Below are 19,905 nucleotides of genomic sequence, written 5' to 3'. Positions count from 1 at the left end.
CGATTCTCCCAGGCCATCCCGCCGCGGGAGGGCGCCTTGACGAGCTCACCGAACCCGATCGACATCGCGAACGTCAAGCAGCTCGCCACGAGCGGCTCACCCACCCTGGCCGAGGTCGTCGAGGCGTACCTCGAGCAGCCGGATCCAAAACCGGAGACGCCGCCGCGCGAGGGGGCGCTCACCTTCGCGGCGTTCCTGCAGCTGCTCTCGCGCGCGCAGGGCATGCGCTCCCCCGAGCAGCGGCGAGAGCAGTCGACCGACGCGTGGAAGCGCTTCCTCGCGCAGGTCGACGCCGCGCCGCCGCCGCGGCTCGAGCTCGCGGACCTGCTCGTGCGCATCTACGACGAGGGCACGGACGCAGGGCGCAGCGCGCTGCGCGACATCGCCACGAGCGCGCCGCTGGTCTTCGGCGCGTGGGGCGGGCTCAAGCGCATCTACAAGCTGGCCGAGGCGCGGCTCGACGCGGAGATCTTCGGCGCGCTCGCCTTCCGCTTCGACGTCGAGCTCTCCCGCAGCCGGCGGCGCGAGGTCTCCAGGGGGACGTTGATCTACATGCGCCGCCGCGCGTGGCGTTTCCTGCGCGAGCTCGGGCGGAGCACGCCGGAGCTCTACCCGCAGTTCGCGGTCGAGGTCCTCCGGCACTACGCGCCGGGCACGAGCTTCAGCGACCTCTGGGTCGCGAACCACATCTGGGCGCACGGCACGGGCAAGTACGACGGGCGCTCGTTCCACGGCAACGTCCCGCCGAACGACATGGTGAAGCACCGCGCCTTCGACGAGGCGTGGAAGCGATCGCCCGATCCGCTGATGCTCCTGCTCTCGGCCTGCCAGGCCGATCCGCCTGCCAAGTTCGCGATCCAGGGGCTCAAGAAGGACTTCGCCGACACCCTGCGGAGCGTCACGCCCGCGTGGCTTTCGCGCCTCGCGTACCGGCCGCTCGCGAGCGCGCACGAGTTCCTGATCGAGACGCTGCTCGGCTCGCCGGAGCTCCACCAGAGCAAGCTGCGGGGCCTCGGGCTGCACGACGCGGCGCTCGCGCTGCTCGGCTCCCCGAGCCCGAAGGCGCGCACGTTCGCGATCGAGTACGCCCGCGCGCACGCGACGGACCTCGACCCGGAGCGCCTCGCCGCGCTGCTCGACTCCGAGCACAAGGACACGCGCGCCTTCGCGGCGTCGGCGCTCCAGGGCAAGAGCCCGCGCGCGCTCGGCCACGCGTTCCTGGGGCGGCTGCTCACGCACAGCGAGACCGAGGCGTGGGCCAGCAAGGCCCTGAGCGAGAGCTTCGACCGCGCCGAGCTGCCCGAGGGCTTCCTCATCGACATGCTCTACGGCGAGTCCGAGCAGAAGAAGTGGGCCGCCGCGTACTTCAAGTCCAAGTACCGGCCCGGCGAGCCCGGGGCGGCCTTCTGGGTGCGCGTGCTCGACGACCCGCGCCACGAGGACGACTACCAGGCGACGAAGTCCGCGCTCGACGCGCTCGGCAAGTGCCCGATCGCGGCGATCGGGACGCCGTGGCTGCTCGGCGCGCTCACGCGCAAGCGCCTCGGGTCCACGGTCGCGACCTGGCTCCAGAAGGCCGACGCCCTGCCCGACCTGACGGCCGAGGGCGTCGAGCGCCTGAAGGGGCTCGTCTTCAGCGCCGAGACGCGCGCGGTGGCGCTGGAGGTGCTCGGCAACCCGAAGATCGTGTCGCCGCGGCAGCTCACGCTGCCCTGGCTGCTCGCGCTCGCGCGGCGCGCCGATCCGACGCTGAACGGCTTCGCGCGCCGCTACCTCCTCTCGCACATGAAGCCGCAGGACTTCGACGCGGGGCAGGACGCGAGCGGCCGCGGCGACCGCGAGGCGGGCACGGCGAGGCTGTTCGCGCTCGCGCTCGGCGAGAAGGAGCCCGAGCCGATGCGGGCGTTCGCGCAGACGTACCTGCGCTGCCACCACCCCGTCCTCGGGCCCGAGCAGGGCGAGGCCAAGGAGCTCGAGCTGAAGCCGGCGCTCAAGCGAGGCGCGTTCACCGCCGAGCGCATCTGGCCCGCGCTCTCCGACAAGCGGGACGACGTCCGGCGCTTCGCCGCGCTCATCACGCGCGCCGAGCTCCGGGCGTGGGGCTACCAGACCCGCGTCTACGAGCTCGCGCACAGCGACGCGAAGGAGGTGCGCAACATCGCCTTCGACGCGCTCCGCAAGGTCGGCGATCCCTCGGCCGATCCGGCGATCGCGCTCACGCCGGAGGAGCTCGATCCGGCGCAGGTCTTCGCGCTCACGGAGAGCCTGAAGAAGAGCGCGCGCGAGCTCGGCCTCTCGCTCATCCTGAAGCACTACGCGCGGCTCGGCGGCCCGGAGCGCCTCGGCTGGCTGATGCAGAGCGCCGACCGCGAGGTGCGCCTCTTCGCCGTGCGGATGCTCTGGGAGAAGCACCGTCCGCGCCATCTACCGCCGGGCTGGCGGCCGCGCGGTGCGCGCGGAGACGACGCGCGCCCCGCGGCGGAGCTGCCCGAGGACGCCGGGCGGTTCGCGGACGTCGAGGCGCTCCGGCGCTTCCTGCGGTACGTGCTGTCCGGGATCCCCGCAGGGAGGTCGCCGGAGCCGGGCGACGACGCGGGCTCGCGCAGGCGCCTCTCGGCGAGCGAGGCCAAGCGGCACGTGATCGAGGTCGTGCGCGATCTGGCGGTCGAGGACGCGGCGTTCGCGGCGCTCGTCGCCCCCGTCATCGCCGAGTTCACCGGGTCGATCGCGAAGGGCGAGTGGCAGGCGTGCCTGGCGGCGCTCCTGCGGCTCAGGCACGCGCACCCGGGGCTCGAGCTCGAAGGCCTCGGAGCCGTCGGCGAAGGCCGGGCGCTCCCCGGCGTCGGACAGGAGACCGCATGAGCCACGCGATCGGCCATTACGAGAAGGTCCGCGCGCTCGCGATCGGCCCGCGGCTCCTCGCGGTCGGCGGCGTGCGCGCGCCGGCGCCGGGCGAGGCGCGCGGGACGCAGACCACGCCATCCCCCGCCGGCGCGAGCCAGGTGACGCTGTTCGATCACGTGGCGAACAAGCCGGTGCGCTCGATCGACGTGCCCGCGCACGTGCTGGGCCTCGCCTTCGCGGGCGACCTGCTCGCCGCGGCGTGCTCCGACGGGGCGCTGCGCCTCGTCGCGGGCGGCGTGGCCGATGTGCGGGCGATCGACGCGCACCCGGGCGGCGCAACGGCGATCGCCGCGGGCGTGTCGCAGAACGCCGGCGCGCGCCTCGCGACCGTGGGGGTCGACGGCGCGCTGCGGGTGTTCCGCGTCGGCGAGGCCGCCGGCTCCCCTGCCCCGCAGCCCGGCGCCGCCGTCGAGATCGCGTCGTTCGCGCTCTCGGCGGCGCCGCTCCGCGCCGTCGCCTTCGATCCTGCCGGCGAGCTCTGCGCGGCGGCAGGCGACGACGGCGTCGTCCGCGTGGTCACGCTGTCGACGGGCGCCGTCCGCGCCATGCCGGGGCACGACGGGCCGGTCACGGCGCTCGCGTTCACGCCGCGCGACGGGCGGCTGGCGTCGGGCGGCGACGACGGCACCGTGCGCCTCTGGTACCTCGTCGGCGACGTCGAGTGCGAGGTGCGCGGCGCGGACGGGAGCGGTCACGCGGGCGGCGTCCGCGCGCTCCTGTGCCTGCCCACCCCGCCGCCGCAGGAAGACGGCAAGGAGAGCGGCGACCGCCTGCTGTCCGCAGGCGCGGACGGCGCGATCCGCATCCACCGGCTCGAGGACAAACGCAAGCCGCGCACGCTGGAGACGAGCGCGCTGGCGCTCCACGCGCTGGCGCTCGCGCCGGCCGCCGCGCGCAAAGGCGCGCGCGGGCAGGCCGCCCGCGGCGGCGCGGACGCGAAGGACGGGCTCGGCGCCGTCTTCGCCGCAGGGGACCGGCGCACGGTATGGCGCTTCCCGATCGACGCCGCCGGCGCGCCCGCGGACGGCACCGCCGAGCTCGCGCACGGCTTCGACGTCCTCGCCCAGGCGCTCTCGGGCGCGCGGCCGGCGCGCGAGAGCGCCGTCAAGACGCTCGCCTCGCTCGACGAGCCCGAGGCGCTCGAGGCCGCGCTCTCCGCGCTCCGATCGGACCGCGACGCCGAGGTGCGCGCGCTCGCCGCCCGCGAGCTCGGGGAAAAAGGGCGCCGCGGCGCGCGCGCGAAGCTGCGCGAGGCGCTCGACGACGAGAGCCCGAACGTCCGCATGGCCGCGCTCGAGGCGCTCCGCGCGATCGAGCGCGACACGCCGCTCGCCCCGCTCCGGGCGGCGCTCGATGCCCGCGCCGCGGACGTGCAGCGCCGGGCGCTCCTCGAGCTCCGGAAGCTCTACGGCAGCTCGCCGCTCGTCCCGGGGCTCATCGCCGAGAAGCTCGCCGGCCGCGACGCGTCGGTGCGGCTCACGGCGCTCGACCAGCTCCAGCAGATCTACCCGGACGGCCCGCAGCCTCTCCGCACCGCGTTCGAGCGCGGCCCGGCCGACCTCCGGGTCGAGGCGCTCATCCGGGCGGCGCTCGCCGGCTGGCTCTCGGCGCCGGAGTTCGCGCCGATCGCGGCGCGCGCGCTCGACGACGAGGACGCCGAGGTGCGCCGCATCGCGTTCGCGGCGAAGGTCATCGAGCGGCGCGCGCTCGCCCACGCGCTCGAGGCGCGCGACGAGGATCTCGGCCGCGCGGCGATCGACATCGCGCGGCGGGCGGCCGAGGTCCTGCGGCGCGCCGGCGCGGGCGGCGCGGAGAAACCCGCGGCGAACGCGAAGGATGGGGCGAAGGACGCCGCGAAGGCGGCCGAAGAGGCGGCCATCAAGGCGGCGCGCGCCCGGATCCCCGGCGTGGGCAGCCCGGGGGCCGAGCCCGCCGAGGCCGACCTCGAGCCGCTGCTCACCGCGATGGCGTGCCGCACGCCGGACACGGCGGTGCGTGGGGCGCGCGGCCTCGCGCAGCTAGGCGACACGCGCGCCCTCGGCGCGCTGCTGCAGCTCACGCGCGAGCAGGACCCGTCGCTGAGAAGGCAGGCGGCGACCGCGCTCGCCGAGCTCCGGGACACCCGCGCCGAGAAGCGCCTCATCTGGATGCTCGACGACGCGGACGGGGCGGTGCGCGCCGCGGCGCACGACGCCTACGCGCGGCTCCAGCCGTCGGCCCCGCTCACCGTCGCCGAGGCGTCGCTCCGCTCGTCGCAGGAGGACATCCGCGTCCGCGGGCTCGACCGGCTCGTGGCGCTCGCCGGCGAGGGCAAGGGACCGAGGCCGCCCGAGGCCGAGGCGCTGCTCGCCGACGCGATCGAGGACGAGTCGCCCAAGGTCCGCCGCGAGGCGTTCCGGACGCTCTGGTCGTGGCACGCCTCGGATCCGCAGACGGCGCTCGACCGCGCGCAGCTCGCGCGCTTCCCCGACCTGCGCCTGCGCGCCGTCGAGGAGCTCAAGGCGCACGGCGAGCAGCCGTGGGCCGCGGAGCGGCTGCACGCGGCCATCGGCGACCGCGACGCGAGCGTGGCCCAGGCCGCGTACGACGCCATCGTCAAGCTGCGCGGCAAGGAGGCCGCGGAGCCGCACCTCGCCGCCATGGCGTCGATCCACCCCTCGGTCCGGGAGAGCGGCGCGCGCGGGGCCGCGGGCATGCCGGCGGGCGACGACACGCGCAACACCCTGCTCCGGCTGCTCGCCACGCGCGTGCCGGTGGGCGAGGCCGCGCGCAGCGCCCTGAGCAAGCTGCTCGAGGACGAGCACGCGGGGCCGCGCATCGCCGCGATCGAGGCGCTCGACAAGCTCCTGCCGGGAGAGGCGGGGCCGCTCCACATCGGCCTCCAGTCGAGCCACCTCGACCTCCGGGTGCGCGCGGCCGAGCTCTGCGCCGTCCGGCGTGACGAGCAGCTGATCAACCCGATGCGCGCGCTCCTCGCCGATCAGTCCCTCTTCAAGCAGATGCCGATCCAGGTCCTCGGCCCGCTGCGCGCCCGCGCAGCGACCGCGCTGGCGACGCTGGGATCGCCGCGCCTCGTCAAATACTTCGCCACCGAGCTGCTCAAGGACGAGTACCCCGACGTGCGCGAGCAGGCCGCGCGCGGGCTCGCGATGGCCGCCCGCCGCGGCGAGGAGGGCTACCTGCTCGACGCCATGGGCCACGCCGACGTCGCGGTGCGGTCGTGGGCCGCCGACGGGCTCGCGCGGCTCGGCGACGTGCGGGCGCTGCCGGTGCTCACGGGCACGCTGCGCCACGAGCACCCGCCCATCCGCGTCGCCACGATCATGTCGTTCGCCGCGCTCGGGCCCGAGGGCTACGGCGGCATGCTGCAGGGCCTCGAGGACAGCTCGCGCGAGGTCCAGGAGATCGTCTTCGCGATCGTGCTCGCGCGCGACCTCAGGGCCTTCCGCCGCGGCGACCCGCCGGACCTCCTGACGAGCGCGCTCTCGTCGCAGCGCTCCGACGTGCGCTTCGCCGCGGCGCGCGCGCTGGAGCTCCGCACCGATCCGGAGCTGTACCTCGCCCACCTCATCGAGGCGCTCATACCCCCGCGCCCCGACACGGCGGAGCAGGGCCGCGCGGCCGACGGCGAGAAGCCCGCCGGCACGAAGGACTGGCCGCCCGAGGTCGCGCGCGGGCGCATCCTCGTCGGCCTCGCCGAGGCGCTCGCCAGCGACGACCCGCAGCAGCGCTACGCGGCCGCGCAGGTGCTCCGCATCCGGCGCAAGCCGGTCGAGTACTTCCGCGAGGCGAAGCGCGTGGCCGCGCTGCGCCCCGCGGGCGCCCACGTCGTGGCGGACACGACCCCGCGCGCCGCGGAGGAGAGCGACACGAAGCCCGCGAAGGGGTGGCTCCGCCGCCTCTTCGCGCAGCCCGAGCCGGGCGGGCAGAGCGCCCAGAAGCAGAGCGACAAGCCGGCCGGCGACGCGGTCCCGGAGGGCGAGCAGCGGCGGCTGCGCTGGCTCGCGTTCGGCGCGTACATGGGCCTCCTCCGGCAGGTCTCGGCGGGCGACGACGAGGCGCACCGCACGCGCCGCGACGCCATCGATCGCATCGTCGACGTCTGCGCCAAGGGGCACGTCAGCAGCACGGCCGCCGTCCCGCCGCTCGTCCGGGCGCTCGACGACCCGCACCACCTCGTGCGCAAGGCGGCGTTCGCGGGGCTCAAGGCGCTCTTCCCGGCGGGGGCGGGCGAGCCGCTCGCGCTCGGGCTCGCGTCGGCGTCGGCCGACGTGGCGCGGACCGCGCTCGACGAGATCGCCGCGCGGGGCGGCGACGCCCGCCCCGAGATCGTGCGCGCGCTCAGCTCCGCGCTGCCCGACGTGCGCCGCTACGCCTTCGAGCTCCTGGAGCGGCTCTCCCCGAAGGGCAGCCTCGACCCGCTCCTCGCGGCGCTCGGCAGCGAGCACGCCGACCTGCGCCTCGGCGTTCTCGAGCGCCTCGCGTCGTCGAGCGATCCGCGCATCGTGCCCGCCCTGTGCCGCGCGATGGAGAGCGATCACGACGACCTGCGCCTGCGCGCCGCGGAGCTCCTCGCCCGCAGCCGCGACGATCGCGCGGTCGACGTGCTCTCGGCGTTCCTGCGCGAGGGGGCGGCCGCGCCGGCGGCGCGCGCGCGCAAGGCGCTCGTCGCGCTCGCGAGCGACGCGGCGGTGCGGGCGCTCGCGGCGCGCATGGATGAGGCCGCCACGCCGGCGGACCGCGCCGCGCTGGCGAGCGCGCTCGGGAGCACGCGGAACCCCGCGGCCACCGCGCCGCTCGCGGCGCGCTTCGACGACGAGGCGGCCGAGGTCCGGAGCGCCGCGCTCAAGGCGTGCCTCGAGATCGTCGACAAGGGGCGCGAGCGCGAGAAGCGCGAGACGGCGCTCGCGCTCGCCTTCCTCGCCGCCGCCGCGCGCGCGAAGGACCCGGCGCTCCGCCTCGCCGCGGCGCGCGAGCTCGATCTCGGCGACGATCCCGCGCAGAACGACCTCCTTGTCGCGCTCTTCGGGGATCGCGATCTCCCCACGCGCGTCGCGGCCGTGACGTCCTACGCGAAGCGGGTGAAGGGCGATCGACAGGAGCGCGCGCCTTCCGGGCCGCTCGAGGCCGTGCTGCGCGCGGGCGCCCGCGAGCTCGTGCTGCCCGCCGCGGAGGGGGTGGCCGAGCGGGGCCTCGCGTCAGCGCTCCGGCCGCTCCTCCTCGTCGTGCGCGCGGGCGAGCCCGGGGAGCGGGAGCGCGCGCTGCTCGCGCTCGGTACGCTCGGCGACGCCCGCGCCCTGGAGGAGCTCGAGGCGGTGGCCGCCGGCGGCACCAAGGAAGCGCCCATCGAGCCGAGCATGCAGGCCGCCGCCACCGAGGCGCTCGGCCGCATGGCCCCGAAGCTCGGGAGCGCCGAGCTCCGCAAGCGGGCCTCGGAGCGCGTCGAGCAGGCGCTCCACGCGGACTCCATCGATCTCCGCGAGTCGGCGGCGAAGGGCGTGCGCTGGATCGGCGGCGAGCGCGCCCGCGTGCTGCTCGAGGAGCTCGTGCGGGCCGGCGACACGCCCGACAGGCTCCGCATCGTCGCGGTGAACGAGCTCGGCCTGCTCGGAGACGGCGCGGCCGAGCCCGCGCTCGCCCGCGCGCTCGACGCGCGGAGCAGCGAGGTCCGCAAGAACGCGCGCAAGGCGCTGGAGAAGCTCTTCCCCGGCGAGCGGACGCGCGTCGAGCTCCTCGCGGTCGGGAGCGAGTACGATGACATCGCGGGCCCGGCGGCGAGCTACCTCGCCGCGGAGGCCGACCCGGCCGAGCTCTTGCCGCGGCTCGCCGCGCTCAAGGACGAGGACCTGCGGCAGCGCCTCGCCATGGGCCTGCTCCGCCGCGGCGCGCTGCCGGTGGCCGCGCTCCTGCGCATGCTCGAGGACGAGCGCGCCCCGGCGCGGCAGGAGGCCGCGCGGCTCATCGCCGCCGGCACCGTGACCGGCGATCGCGGGGCCCTCGCGGGCGCGCTCGCCGCCGCGGCGCAGCGCACCGCGGAGCGCTGGTCGGCCGCGCACGGCGACGAGCGCAGCGCCGAGGCCGCGGCGTGGCGCGAGCTCCTCTGGGCCGCGGGCCGCGCCGGCGCGACCGCGACGGCGCCCGCGCTGCGCGCGCTCCTCTCGAACGACAGCGCTCCCGGCGAGGTCCGCCGCGAGGCCGCGCGCGCCCTCGGCGCGCTCGAGTCGGCAGCGAGGTCCGCAGGGGCCGCGCCGCCCGCGGGCGCCGTGGAGGCGCTCACGGCGGCCCTCAAGGACATGGACGCCGGCGTCCGGGCCTCGGCGTCGGCCGCGCTCGCCGCGCTCGCGCCGGACGGCTCGGCCGCGATCGCCGTGGCGGTGAGGCCGTTCGACCCGGTCGCCTTCGGGCCGACCGCGCGCGTCGCCTCGCCCGAGGCGCTCGCGGCGCTCACCGCGACCGAGCCGGGCCGGCGCCTCGCGCTGCCGTCGATCCTCGCGCGCCACGACGTCGCCGCGCTCGCCCCGCTGATCGCGCTCGCGCAGGGCAGCGGCGGCGACGCCTCCGCGCGCCTCGACGCCATCGCGGCGCTCGGCCGCGCCGGTGGCGAGCGCGCGCTCGAGGCGCTCGCCGCGCTCGCCTTCGACAAGGAGAAGGCCAAAGAGAAGGCCGACGTCGCCCTCCGCAAGGCCGCGTACCGAGCGTACCGCCGCGCGAAGCGCAAGGCGGCGGATCCCCGCGCGGCGCGGCTCGCGGCCGCGCCCTCCCCCGCATCGCCCGAGACCCCCGAAGGAGTCAACGCATGACGGCCGCACTCGCCCGCCCGATCCTCCTCCGGTACGCCGCGCCGAGCGAGCTCGCCGCCGCCCCGCTCCACTCGAGCGTGCGCCTCTCCCTCGACGGCGCCCGCGGCCCGGTCGGCGTGCGCGGCACCGTCCGCGACGCGGCGCTCTTCCGCGACGCGATGGCCGCGCTGGCGACCATCCTGGAGAGCGATCTCCGGTACAAGGGCCGGGATCGGACCGCGTACCTCGCCTACCTGATGAAGCAGGGCAAGAAGGCGACGGCGGCCATCTGGGAGGCGCAGAAGGCGTTCCTGGAGGGCGCCTTCCCCGACGACGCGGCGACCCAGGGCGACGGCTCCGCCGCGAAGCCGAGGGCCTCCGGCGCGCTCGATCCCGTGCTCACCGTGCACCCGGACGAGGTCTCGATCGAGGTCTTCTCGCGCGACGAGAGCGCCTACGCCCGGCTCGCCTTCTCCAGCGACCTCTTCGAGGGCCGCGAGGCCGCCCACGGCACCGCCTTCGTCGATCTCTCGCCGCGCATCGTCGAGCAGATCGATCGCCTTCGCGCCTACGCCAAGGTGGAGCTCGACGCAGGCGTGGCGCGCGGCGACGCCGCGGCAGCCCGCGCGACGCCGATCGAGCGCTCGCTCGAGGTCCCGACGACCTGGCTCCGCGGCTTCCTGCAGGTGCAGTCGGCGGCGACGCTCCCCGCGGTCTCCTGCGAGCTCGCGCCGATCGATCTCTACAACGCGCTCTTCGTGCTCCGCACCCGCAAGGCGAAGAAGCCGCCGCGCGGCCTGCGCTTCGAGCTCGTCCCCGGCAAGCCGCCGCGCCTCATCCTGGAGCCCTGGGAGATCTTGATCGAGGGCCACGGCCCTCCGTACGAGGGCCCGGCGCGCGTGGTCCGGACCTTCGGCCGGCAGCGGCTGCTCGCGCTGTCGCGGCTCCTGCCGCACGTGCAGCGCGTGCGCGCCGAGCTCCGGGGCCCCGGGCTGCCGGTCTTCTGGGTGCTCGATCTGGGCCGCGCGACGCTGACGATCGCGCTCACGGGCTGGACCGACAGCAGCTGGGCCAGCGCCGCCTCGTTCGACGCCCTGATGCCCCGCGAGGGGAAAGGCGGCGACAAGGCGCGCGCGGCGCTCGACGCGCTCGCGGGCAGGCAGATCGCCCTCCTCCGCGAGCGCGGGCCGCTCCCGCTCGCGGCGCTCGCGGCCGGCGGCGGCGCCGAGGACGCCCGCGCGGCGCTCCAGCTCGAGTGCCTGCGCGGCCGGGTGCTCTACGACGTCGCGCGCCGCGTCTACCGCCCGCGCGAGCTGTTCGCCGATCCGGTGGACGAGCGCGACATCCGCTACAGCTCGCCCCGCGAGGCCGCGGCCCACCGCCTGCTCGGCGCGCCCGGCGCGGTCAGGCCGACCAAGGTGCACGAGATCGCCGGAGAGGGCACCGAGATCCACGGAGAGGTCGCGGACCGGGAGGCCCACCGCGACTTCGCCCCGCGGTTCACGATGGATCTCGAGGGCCGCGTCTCCGACGCGTGGTGCAGCTGCCCCACGTTCCGCCGGAGCGGCCTCCGCGAAGGTCCGTGCGAGCACATGATCGCGCTCCGCGTCGCCTACGCCCGCGAGCGCGCCGAGCGGGACGCCCTGCGCCAGACGGCCGAGGGGCGGTCGCTCATCCGCGCCGAGACGCGCACGTACGTGCGCCGCGAGGCCTCGGGCGCGGAGGTCGTCTACCGTGTCTCCCTGGACGACCGCGTAGTACACCTGTCGTGGGGGGCGCGCGCCGAAGCGCCGCGACACCAGCGCATTTGGTTTGACACGGACGGCGAAGCGCGCGACGCGTATTTCAAGAGACTGGATGCATTGACGTCCTCCGGGTTCGTGGACGCCGACGCGTCGTCAGCATGAGAGAGGAAAGGAGGTCAAGAAAAAGAGATTGTTCGTGTTGCCAGGAGAGGTTCTGAACGCACCAGCCTCCACGCCTCGAGCGTAGGAGCGGCGTCGCGCCGCTCTGGAGGAACCGCCAGTCACTCTCCGCAAGGTAGCCTGTTCTTGGTTCTCTTCGGCTAGACGAGCCCTACGGCGTCGGGAGAGCTGAGACAACCTCGCAAACGCCGTTTCTCCCGACGCCGTAGGGCTCGTCTAGCCGAAGAGAACCGGTGAGGCTACCGTGCACCAAGCGATGAAGGTGATGCGCTTGGAGCCTCTCTTGGCGACATGAGACAGCGATCGACGGTCCGGTGTCCCCGGGACAGATCGCTCCCATCGTGACTCACCACCACGCTCCCACCGAGACATGACCGCGAAGATCGACGCGACCGTTCAAGCCCGAGCCCCCGTCGTTCTCCCCATCACGACGCCGCCTGCCCCCGGCGGCGCGGCGGCGCGCTTCCACGCCGCCGCAGGCGCAGAAGCGCGCCGGCTGGCCCACGAGGAGCGCGTCGCCCGCTGGAAGGCGATCGACGAGGCGGGCGGGATCGACGCGTGGGTGAGCGCGGAGCTCACGTCGAAGGGCGCCCTCGCGACCGGCGATCCCAAGGCGATGTCCGACAGGGAGCGCGCCCAGTGGAAGGAGCGCAAGAAGGTCGAGGCCAGGGAGCGCCGCTCGCTGCGCCGCCTGGCCTGGGAGGCCTACGTCGCCACGCACGTCAATCACCTCGGCGCGGGCGTGCACTGGAGCGACCGTGGCGGGCCGGACAGGCTCGATGTGCCCGGGCTGAGCGAGCGCGCGCGGGCGCACGGCCTCCCCGACCTGCCGGGCGCGGCCGAGCTCGCGAGCGCGCTGGGGCTGTCGATCCCGCGGCTCCGCTGGCTCGCGTACCACCGCGAGGTCGACACGGGCACCCATTACCGGCGGTGGCACATCCCGAAGCGCGACGGCAGCGCGCGCACCATCTCGTCGCCGAAGCGGGACCTGAAGCGCGCGCAGCGCTGGGCGCTCCGCAACCTGTTCGAGAAGCTGCCGGTCCACGCCGCGGCGCACGGCTTCCTGGCGAGCCGATCCATCGTCACGAACGCCGCCGCGCACGCCGGCGCCGACACGATCGTCAAGGTGGACATCAAGGACTTCTTCCCGACGATCACGTGGCGCCGGGTGCGCGGCCTGCTCCGCAAGGCGGGCGTGGCCGAGGGTCCCGCGACGCTGGTGGCGCTCCTCTCGACGGAGGCGCCGCGGGACGTCGTGCAGTTCCGAGGGCAGACGCTCTACGTGGCGACGGGCCCGCGCGTGCTCCCGCAGGGCGCGCCCACCTCCCCGGCGATCACGAACGCGATCTGCCTGCGGCTCGATCGGCGCGCGTCCGGCCTCGCCCGCAAGCTGGGGCTTCGTTACACGCGGTATGCTGACGATCTCACGTTCTCCTTCCGCGCGCCCGAGGCGCCCGGCCTCGCCGGCGCCGCGCGGCCGCGCGCGCCGGTGGGCGCGCTGCTCCGCGGGCTCCGGGAGATCCTGAGCTCGGAGGGCTTCCGGCTGCACCCGAGCAAGACCGTGGTGATGCGCAGGGGCAGCCGGCAGAAGGTGACAGGCCTCGTCGTCAACCAGGCGAGCGAGGGGGCGCCGGAGGCGCGGGTCCCGCGCGAGCGGGTGCGCGCGCTGCGCGCGGCGATCCGCAACCGGGAGCTCGGGAGGCCGGGCAAGGGCGAGACGCTCGCGCAGCTCAAGGGGCTCGCGGCGTTCGTGTACATGACGGATCCGGCCAAGGGGCGCGCGTTCCTCGGGCGCATCGAGGCCCTCGAGCGGAACCAGCCCACGCCGGCCGGCGAGGCGGGCTCTCCCGACGCGCGCCCCGTGCTCACGTAGCGCAAGGGCGCTGGTCGTTCGATCTGCGATGCCGACGACGGCGCCCCCACGAGCGCCACCGGCGCGCCGACCGTCCAGGAAGCGCCTCTCCCCTCGTCTCGCACCGTGACTCGCCCGGTCTCGATGTCGAGGTCCAACGCCGGCTCGGCGCGCGCCATCCGGTCGCCGTACGACAGCTTGTCCGAGTCTCGTGCCCTCGCAACTCCAGCGCGATGACGCGGTGGTGGCGCGAGAATGCCTCGACTTGCTGCGCGACCATGATCGCCGTCTGTGACCATCCCGGGTTCATGACCAGAGGCCTCTGCCAGCTTCGAGGTACTGCAGGTTCACGCCGTCGCGGGTGGCAAGGAAGGAGCGAGATGCCGCCGACGTATACGCTCCATGGCCCGATCTCGACAAGGGAGCGGCGAATCGACCCATCACGGCCGTTGCGCGATGAGACAACAGCGCTCCCACGCTGCTCCAGGACACCCGAGACAGCGCCGAACGGGCGGCACCTGGCGTGCGCGAACCATGCGAATGCGAGAACGATGCGTGAGGCCATGCCGCTGCAATGCTGCTTTCCCCGCGAGGTGCCTGGACATCGCGAGTGTGGAATGGATAGGATGATCGGCTATGCGAAAGCCCTCTGCTCGGCTCCTTGCGCTTCCGGCCGTCCTGCTCTTCGGCGCCCTGCTCTCGGGCTGCCCCAACCCGAACTCCTACGGAACCCCGCGGACCGTGGCGCCCGGCAAGGTCGCGCATTCGGTGTCACTCGAAAGCTTCGGCTACATCGGCGAGATCACCGAGGACGAGGTGAATCCAGAGACCGGCCAGGCGGAGGCGAGGAGGAGGACGACCAGCGGGTTCATGCCGACGCTGCCCTCGTATCAGCTCCGTTCCGGCTTGACGGACATCCTCGACGTCGGCGCCCACGTCCATAACCTCAGCTCGTTCGGCGTCGATCTCAAGGTGAACCCGGTCCGCGGCGTCTTTGATCTCGCCGTCGATCCAGGGGTTCAGTACTTCTACCTCGCGTCCGACGAGGCGTCGGTCCACATCGTCTACCTTCACGCGCCGGTGATGCTCGGCGTGAACCCGACGGACTGGTTCTCGATCGTGGTGACCCCTGGCATCACCTACGGCCTCGCCTCGGGCAATATCGTGGACGACGGCGAGGCCGCTTCGAGCGCGGATGGCCTCCTCCTCCGAGGCAGCCTCGGGTTCCAGTTCCGGACCTCCGACAACTTCGCGATCCACCCGGAGCTCACGATGATGAAGAGCCTCGAGGGCCGGGGGCTCGTCTACAACTTCGGCATCGGGTTCAACTTCGGCGGACTGCCGAGCTACAAGGACCTTCAAGAGCCGATGTGACGCGCCCGCCGGACTAGCGGGCTGGGCCGGGCGTCGAGAAGAGGCGGATCGCGTCCTTCGGGGTGCGCATCGTGACCATGCTCGACAGATCGATGCCCAGCGAGGTGATCGTGTGCGCGACCGCCGGCTGGATCCCCGTGATCGCCGCGCGCGCGCCGAGCAGGCCTATCGCGCGGACGATGCCGACCAGCCGATCGGCGGTGCGCGTGTCGATCGTCTCGAGCGCCGAGAGGTCGAGCACGACGCTGCGCACCTGCCGCGTCGCGATGATGTTGAGAAGGCGCTCGGTGAGCGTCGCCGTCCGCTCCTCATCCATGGCGCCGATGAGCGGCACGCCGACGACGCCATCTGCGACCTCCAGGATGGGCGCGGAGAGCGCCAGGATCTGCCGGTGCTGCGCCTGGATGACGGCGAGCCTCCGGTCGAGCTCCGCCGCGAGCGCCGACTTCTCGTCCGCCTCGCGCCGGGCCGCCGCGGCCATGGCCTCGAGCTCGCGCGCCGAGCTCTGGAGCGCGTCCTGCGCCCGCTGGCGCTCGGTGACATCCACGCAGAAGCAGGCGACCTGCACCTCGCCGCTCCTGCGGAGGATGGGCTTCTTGACCGTCTCGTACCAGTGCACATCGCCGTTCGGCCGCGTCTCCTTCTCCTCGATGACGGCGGGTTGTCCCGTGTCGATGACCTGCCGGTCGACGCTGGTGAAGCCCGAGGCCTCGTCCGCGCTCGTGGTGAGCTCGTGCTGGGACGCGTGGACGACCTGCGCCGGCGTCATCCCGTAGCAGCTCGCGAGGGCGCTGTTCGCCATGACGAAGCGGCTGCGCCGGTCCTTGATGAACATGAGGTTGGGCGCGAGATCGATGAAGTTGCGCAGGAGCTCCAGCTCCTCGGCGAGCGCCTCCTCGCGGCGGCGCTGCGCGGCGTCGTCGGCCGCATGAGCGTGGACGAAGACGAGCGGCTCTCCCTCGGATCTCGAGCACCGCAGGAGCGTCCAGCGCTGCGGGCTCGCCCCGCTGCCCGCCGTGGCGTCGATCTCCGCCCGGCTCTGGACCCCGCCGAGCACCGCGCGAGCGGCCTCCTCCGCCTCGGGCACAAGCAGCGCCGCCTCTCCGAACGCGTTGCGCCAGGCCAGGTTGGCCTCCCGCAACCGGAGGTTCGCGTCGAGCACCGCGAGCGGTTCAGGAAATGAATCCAAGTTTGCGTGCATCCATACCTCCCCCGCGGCCCGTGCGGCGCAGCAGACGCACCATGCCGCATCGTCGAAGATGCCTGTGCTTCAGCGCCTTGTCTACGGCGCGCGCCGGTGCCCGCGACGAAAGCCACCGTCCCTCACATCGGAGGTTCCGTGAGTGACGGACGGGCGAGCGGCGCTGGACGGACTGGGCCTGGTTCGCGTGTAGAGCGACAGACCATGAAGGCCCAGGACTCTGCCCGTCCACGGCGTTCCCATCCACGGCTGTGGAGTACGTCGTAAGCGTGGGCGTGCTCGCATCTGCGCGAGTCAGGAGAGCGACGCGCGCGCCGGGTTCGCGATTGCCGACTACGGCGCTGTCGGGTGCGGGGCCTGGCTCCCCTTCAGGGGCAGCCGCGCCGCGGGATCGCCGAGGAGCACATAACCCCGCAGATCGTTGCGCAGCATGAAGGCGCTGCCGCGCTGCATGGGATCGACCGGGGAGGGCCGTTTCCACGCGCGCGCGTCCTCCTCGGCGTGGTAGCCGGCGAGCAGCTCATCGTTGACCTCGCGGTAGGAGCGCATCAGCGCGTCGAGCGCCACGCCGGCGCGGCTGCCGCGGGCCATGGCCTGGATGCTGCCAAAGATCCGGGAGGCGCGGCTCTGGGTCATCCTGCTGGGATCGACGAAGCCAAAGGTCCAGGCCAGATCCAGGTGCGCTATCACCGAGAGCGGCCCCTCTGGATTCCGGAGCGCGGCCTGCGGCAGCGCGGCGAGGAACGGACGCTCGCCGCCCTGAGGCAAGCTCGCCAGCACCCGCTGGACCTGGCCGCCGTAGGCGCCCTCGCGCGCGAGGAGCGAGAGCCAGGGATAGAACGCGCTCTCCTTCGGCGTCCCGGCCCCGAAGCAGGCCAGACAGAACCACAGGCCGCCTGGGAGGAAGGGCGCGTGTTGCAGCATGTCCGCCGTGAGCAGCGGCGCGGAGCTGCCCTGTGCGCCCACGAGCAGCGCCCCCTGGAGCGCGCGCTGCTGATCGACGGAGGCCCACCCGCCGCGGGGCCGGCCGAGCCCGTGGCTCACGGACAGGAGCACGGAAGGCCTCGGCGTGCTCCCCGCGCGGAGGAGATCGTCTGCGCTGCCGGCGCCGGGGATCTCGACGACGTTCGCGGCCGGGAACGGTCGCCTGCCTTGCCTCTGCGCCATCGCGACGCAAGGCGCGATGAGCAGGCTGCGGCCGAGCTGGGTAGCGGCGGTGCCGTCGTCCGCGACGAAGAACAGCGCATCGGGCCGGTCGTGGCCAGAAGGCTCCTTGCCCCAGCGCACCACCTTGTCTGCGTACGCGGCATAGCCGCTGGGATCCGGCTTGCCGTCGGCGCCCGCGATGTGGAGGCGGCCGACGAACGCGCCGTTGGCGAGGACGTGCTGGAGCTCGGCGGAGACGGCGTCGAGATCCCCGAGGAGGAGCAGATACCGGGGCCTCTCCTCCTCCGGAATCGACTCGTCGCGCAGCACATCGGTCTTCCAGCGGGCCGCTTCGGCCATGTCCATTCCAGGCTTGACGCGGTAGGGTCTCACGGGCGCCCCCTGCTCCGCCTCCCGGAGCCGGAGGAGCGGCGCGATCGCCTCGAGCGCCTCGTCGCCCAGCGCGCCTTCGGGCGCGATCACCGACCAGCGCTGGAGGGCGAGATCGTTGGGATCTGCGTCCGGCATCTCGCGCACGAGCGCGTCCACACGACGAGACGTCTTGTCCGGCCGCGGCGCAATGCCCGCCGTCACCTCGGGCAGGCCCGCCGCGAGGGTGGGGCGGAGCTCGGTCGCGTCCGCGAGCAGGAGCTCCAGGGTGCTGAGGGCAGCGTTCATGGAGGCGGCAGGGTGCCAGCGGCATTCGGGTGGGTCAATGCGCCGTGGAGGTGTGGTTCAACCTCTCTCTTCGCGCCACGCTCCATCCTGCGTCGCGCTCTGCTCGGTGTGCTCGGGGGCCAGGCGAACGGCCTGGATCTCGTGCCGTGCGATCGCGAACGCCGCTCGCCCTTCCGCATGCGCGCGCAGGCTACCGCAGGATCCACGCTGAGTGACCGGCTCCCGATGTGAGAAAAATAGGAGCGCAAATCCAACGCGTGTTGAATGCGCCGGCGGCATTCCGGCGAGCCGTATCGATTTTCCGCGCGATCGACGCCCATGCGGGGGAAACGGGGCGAGCGCCGGCGAGCGGCCGTTCGCACGCCAGCCCGACGATGTCGCTGAGCAGGTAGGGAGTGCTAGAGAGGGTTGGCCGATCCAGGGCCATCTCGCCCCACCGTGCGGGTTGACATCGTCAGCCGCCATGCGCCCAGCGACACGCCGGACTCCCTGCGCAAGGAGATCGCGCAGCGCCTCGGCGCGAGCGCTCGATCGCGAGCATGGGCAGGCGCTCCTCGCTTGCCGAGCATCCACCGCGGAGCACGACCTGGCGGCGCGCCGGGAGCGCTCACGAGGCGCTCCGGTGATCTCCCGAGTTTCCGTCGCGTGTCGTCCACCGGCTCGCGAGGGGCCTCGTGCAAAGGCGATTGACCCGGCTCGGCGCCTCGACTCCGATGCGCCGCCATGACGACCGCCGTGACCCCTCTGCAGATGCTCGCCGGCACGAACCACTTTGGCAAGGCGCAGCCGCACTGGAACCTGCTCGGACCGCCCAGCGAGGGCATCGATCGGGAGTTCTCGGCACGCGTCGAGTTCGAGCGCGAGTTCAACAGCCCGCCGGTCGTGCACATCGGCATCGCCGGTCTGGACGTGGAAGGCAGCGACGCGGTGCGCGTGCGCGTGCGCGCGCGCCACATCGATCGCGCCGGCTTCACGGTGCTGCTCAGCACCTGGTTCGGCAGCCAGGTGCACGGCGTCGACGTCAACTGGATCGCGCTCGGCACCTAGAGCGCCGCCCGTCGTAGGCGTGCTTCCCGACGAGCCCGTCCCCGCGTCCTTCTACGACCGGCGGGTCCCGCAGCTGCCCGATTCGCTGCCGGCCGGCCGGTCGATGTCGAGCAGGCACCCTTGCAGCTCACGGCAGGTCAACGTCTGCGTAGAACGGGACCCGGCGAGCGCTCGCAGGACTCGTAGCCCAGACGGGCGTCTTCGTCGCCCTCGTCGAGGTAGGTCCGGCTCATTTCAGGAGAAATGCAGTCGCTGGTGGCGGCGCGAAGGGCCGCGTTCCACCCCCGCGCGGTCTCGTCGCTCGAGGCGGTGACGATGCGCCGCCCATCGGGGCTGGAATCGGCAACCAACACGTCGCCCCCATGGCCGCGCATCGTGGGCATCGAAGGATGCCGAGGCCAGCACATCACGTGTCAGATCGGTCCAGCCACGTACTCCGTCCGCGTCCCTTACCTCGAGCAGCAGCTGCACCGCTGACTCCGGCTGGTTTCGCGCCAGCAGCTCACGAGCGCCGGCCATCAGCGAAGAAGCTCGCGCTCGCGCCGCCTGGGCCGCCGCCTCTCGCTGCGCATCCTCCGCCCTTCGCGCTGCAGCCTCCGCATTCCGTGCCGCGCCGCGCTGCTCCAGCGCCCAGACGACGATCGTCGCCATCACCGCCGCAGCGGCGACGGCCGCAATCGCCCCCAGCCTCCGCGACACACGCTCCTGGGCCGCCCGCCGCTCCTCTTCCACTCCTTCCACTCCCTGCTTCAACTTGGCCTCTTCCCGCTCCCGTTCCTGCCTGCGCTCGCCTCGAGCGCGACGGTAGCAGGCCACAACGTGGTACGCGCCTCGATCCCGCCACCCCGGGGAGCACCCCGCGCTCTGCCGAGCAGGGTGCCGCCTGCGCACGCACCGCCTGACGACGGGAAGCGGTCCCGCCCCCCTGCCGGCGCCCTGTGTTGGGTGGCGTGGGAATTCCCCCACCCTGCTGGAATGATGGAATGACCGGCGGGAGGC

The 19,905-nt window shown here is 73.9% G+C and carries 9 protein-coding genes; 6 read left to right on the top strand and 3 right to left on the bottom strand.

The window, feature by feature from the left end:
- Nucleotides 1–36 precede the first annotated feature (36 nt).
- From WMF45_RS10630 to WMF45_RS10610, 5 genes are all read left to right on the top strand, one after another.
- Entirely contained in the window at nt 37–2,862 is a 2,826-nt protein-coding gene (locus WMF45_RS10630; RefSeq protein WP_437716799.1) for a hypothetical protein, read from the top strand.
- Nucleotides 2,859–9,704 carry a HEAT repeat domain-containing protein gene (locus WMF45_RS10625; RefSeq protein WP_437716798.1) on the top strand — a complete coding sequence of 2,282 codons (6,846 nt, stop codon included), beginning with the start codon at nt 2,859–2,861 and terminating at the stop codon, nt 9,702–9,704. Before WMF45_RS10630 ends, WMF45_RS10625 begins: the two co-directional genes overlap by 4 nt.
- Nucleotides 9,701–11,590 (top strand): SWIM zinc finger family protein, encoded by a 1,890-nt coding sequence (locus tag WMF45_RS10620; protein WP_437716797.1) that lies wholly within the window; start codon nt 9,701–9,703, stop codon nt 11,588–11,590. The genes WMF45_RS10625 and WMF45_RS10620 overlap by 4 nt, the downstream gene beginning before the upstream one ends.
- A gap of 388 nt (nt 11,591–11,978) precedes the next feature.
- A complete protein-coding gene (locus WMF45_RS10615) occupies nt 11,979–13,481 on the top strand; it encodes a reverse transcriptase family protein (RefSeq protein ID WP_437716796.1) in 1,503 nt (500 codons plus the stop codon).
- Nucleotides 13,482–14,096: 615 nt separating this feature from the next.
- Nucleotides 14,097–14,834, top strand: a complete 738-nt coding sequence (locus WMF45_RS10610) for a hypothetical protein (RefSeq protein ID WP_437716795.1) — start codon at nt 14,097–14,099, stop codon at nt 14,832–14,834.
- A 13-nt stretch (nt 14,835–14,847) separates the two neighbouring features.
- Here the strand turns inward: WMF45_RS10610 and WMF45_RS10605 are convergent, their stop codons facing one another.
- Nucleotides 14,848–16,035: a PAS domain-containing protein gene (locus WMF45_RS10605; protein WP_437716794.1), complete on the bottom strand. Its 1,188-nt coding sequence runs from the start codon at nt 16,033–16,035 to the stop codon at nt 14,848–14,850.
- A gap of 333 nt (nt 16,036–16,368) precedes the next feature.
- A complete protein-coding gene (locus tag WMF45_RS10600; RefSeq protein WP_437716793.1) occupies nt 16,369–17,859 on the bottom strand; it encodes a hypothetical protein in 1,491 nt (496 codons plus the stop codon).
- A gap of 723 nt (nt 17,860–18,582) precedes the next feature.
- Here WMF45_RS10600 and WMF45_RS10595 point away from each other — a divergent pair.
- Entirely contained in the window at nt 18,583–18,906 is a 324-nt protein-coding gene (locus WMF45_RS10595; RefSeq protein WP_437534569.1) for an H-type lectin domain-containing protein, read from the top strand.
- A 234-nt stretch (nt 18,907–19,140) separates the two neighbouring features.
- Here WMF45_RS10595 and WMF45_RS10590 read toward each other — a convergent pair whose 3' ends face one another.
- Nucleotides 19,141–19,659: a hypothetical protein gene (locus WMF45_RS10590; protein WP_437716792.1), complete on the bottom strand. Its 519-nt coding sequence runs from the start codon at nt 19,657–19,659 to the stop codon at nt 19,141–19,143.
- Nucleotides 19,660–19,905 lie beyond the last annotated feature (246 nt).

The organism is Sorangium sp. So ce448 (assembly GCF_051520915.1).
GTDB lineage: Bacteria > Myxococcota_A > Polyangia > Polyangiales > Polyangiaceae > Sorangium > Sorangium cellulosum_B.
This window is presented reverse-complemented; position numbering and strand designations above follow the sequence as displayed.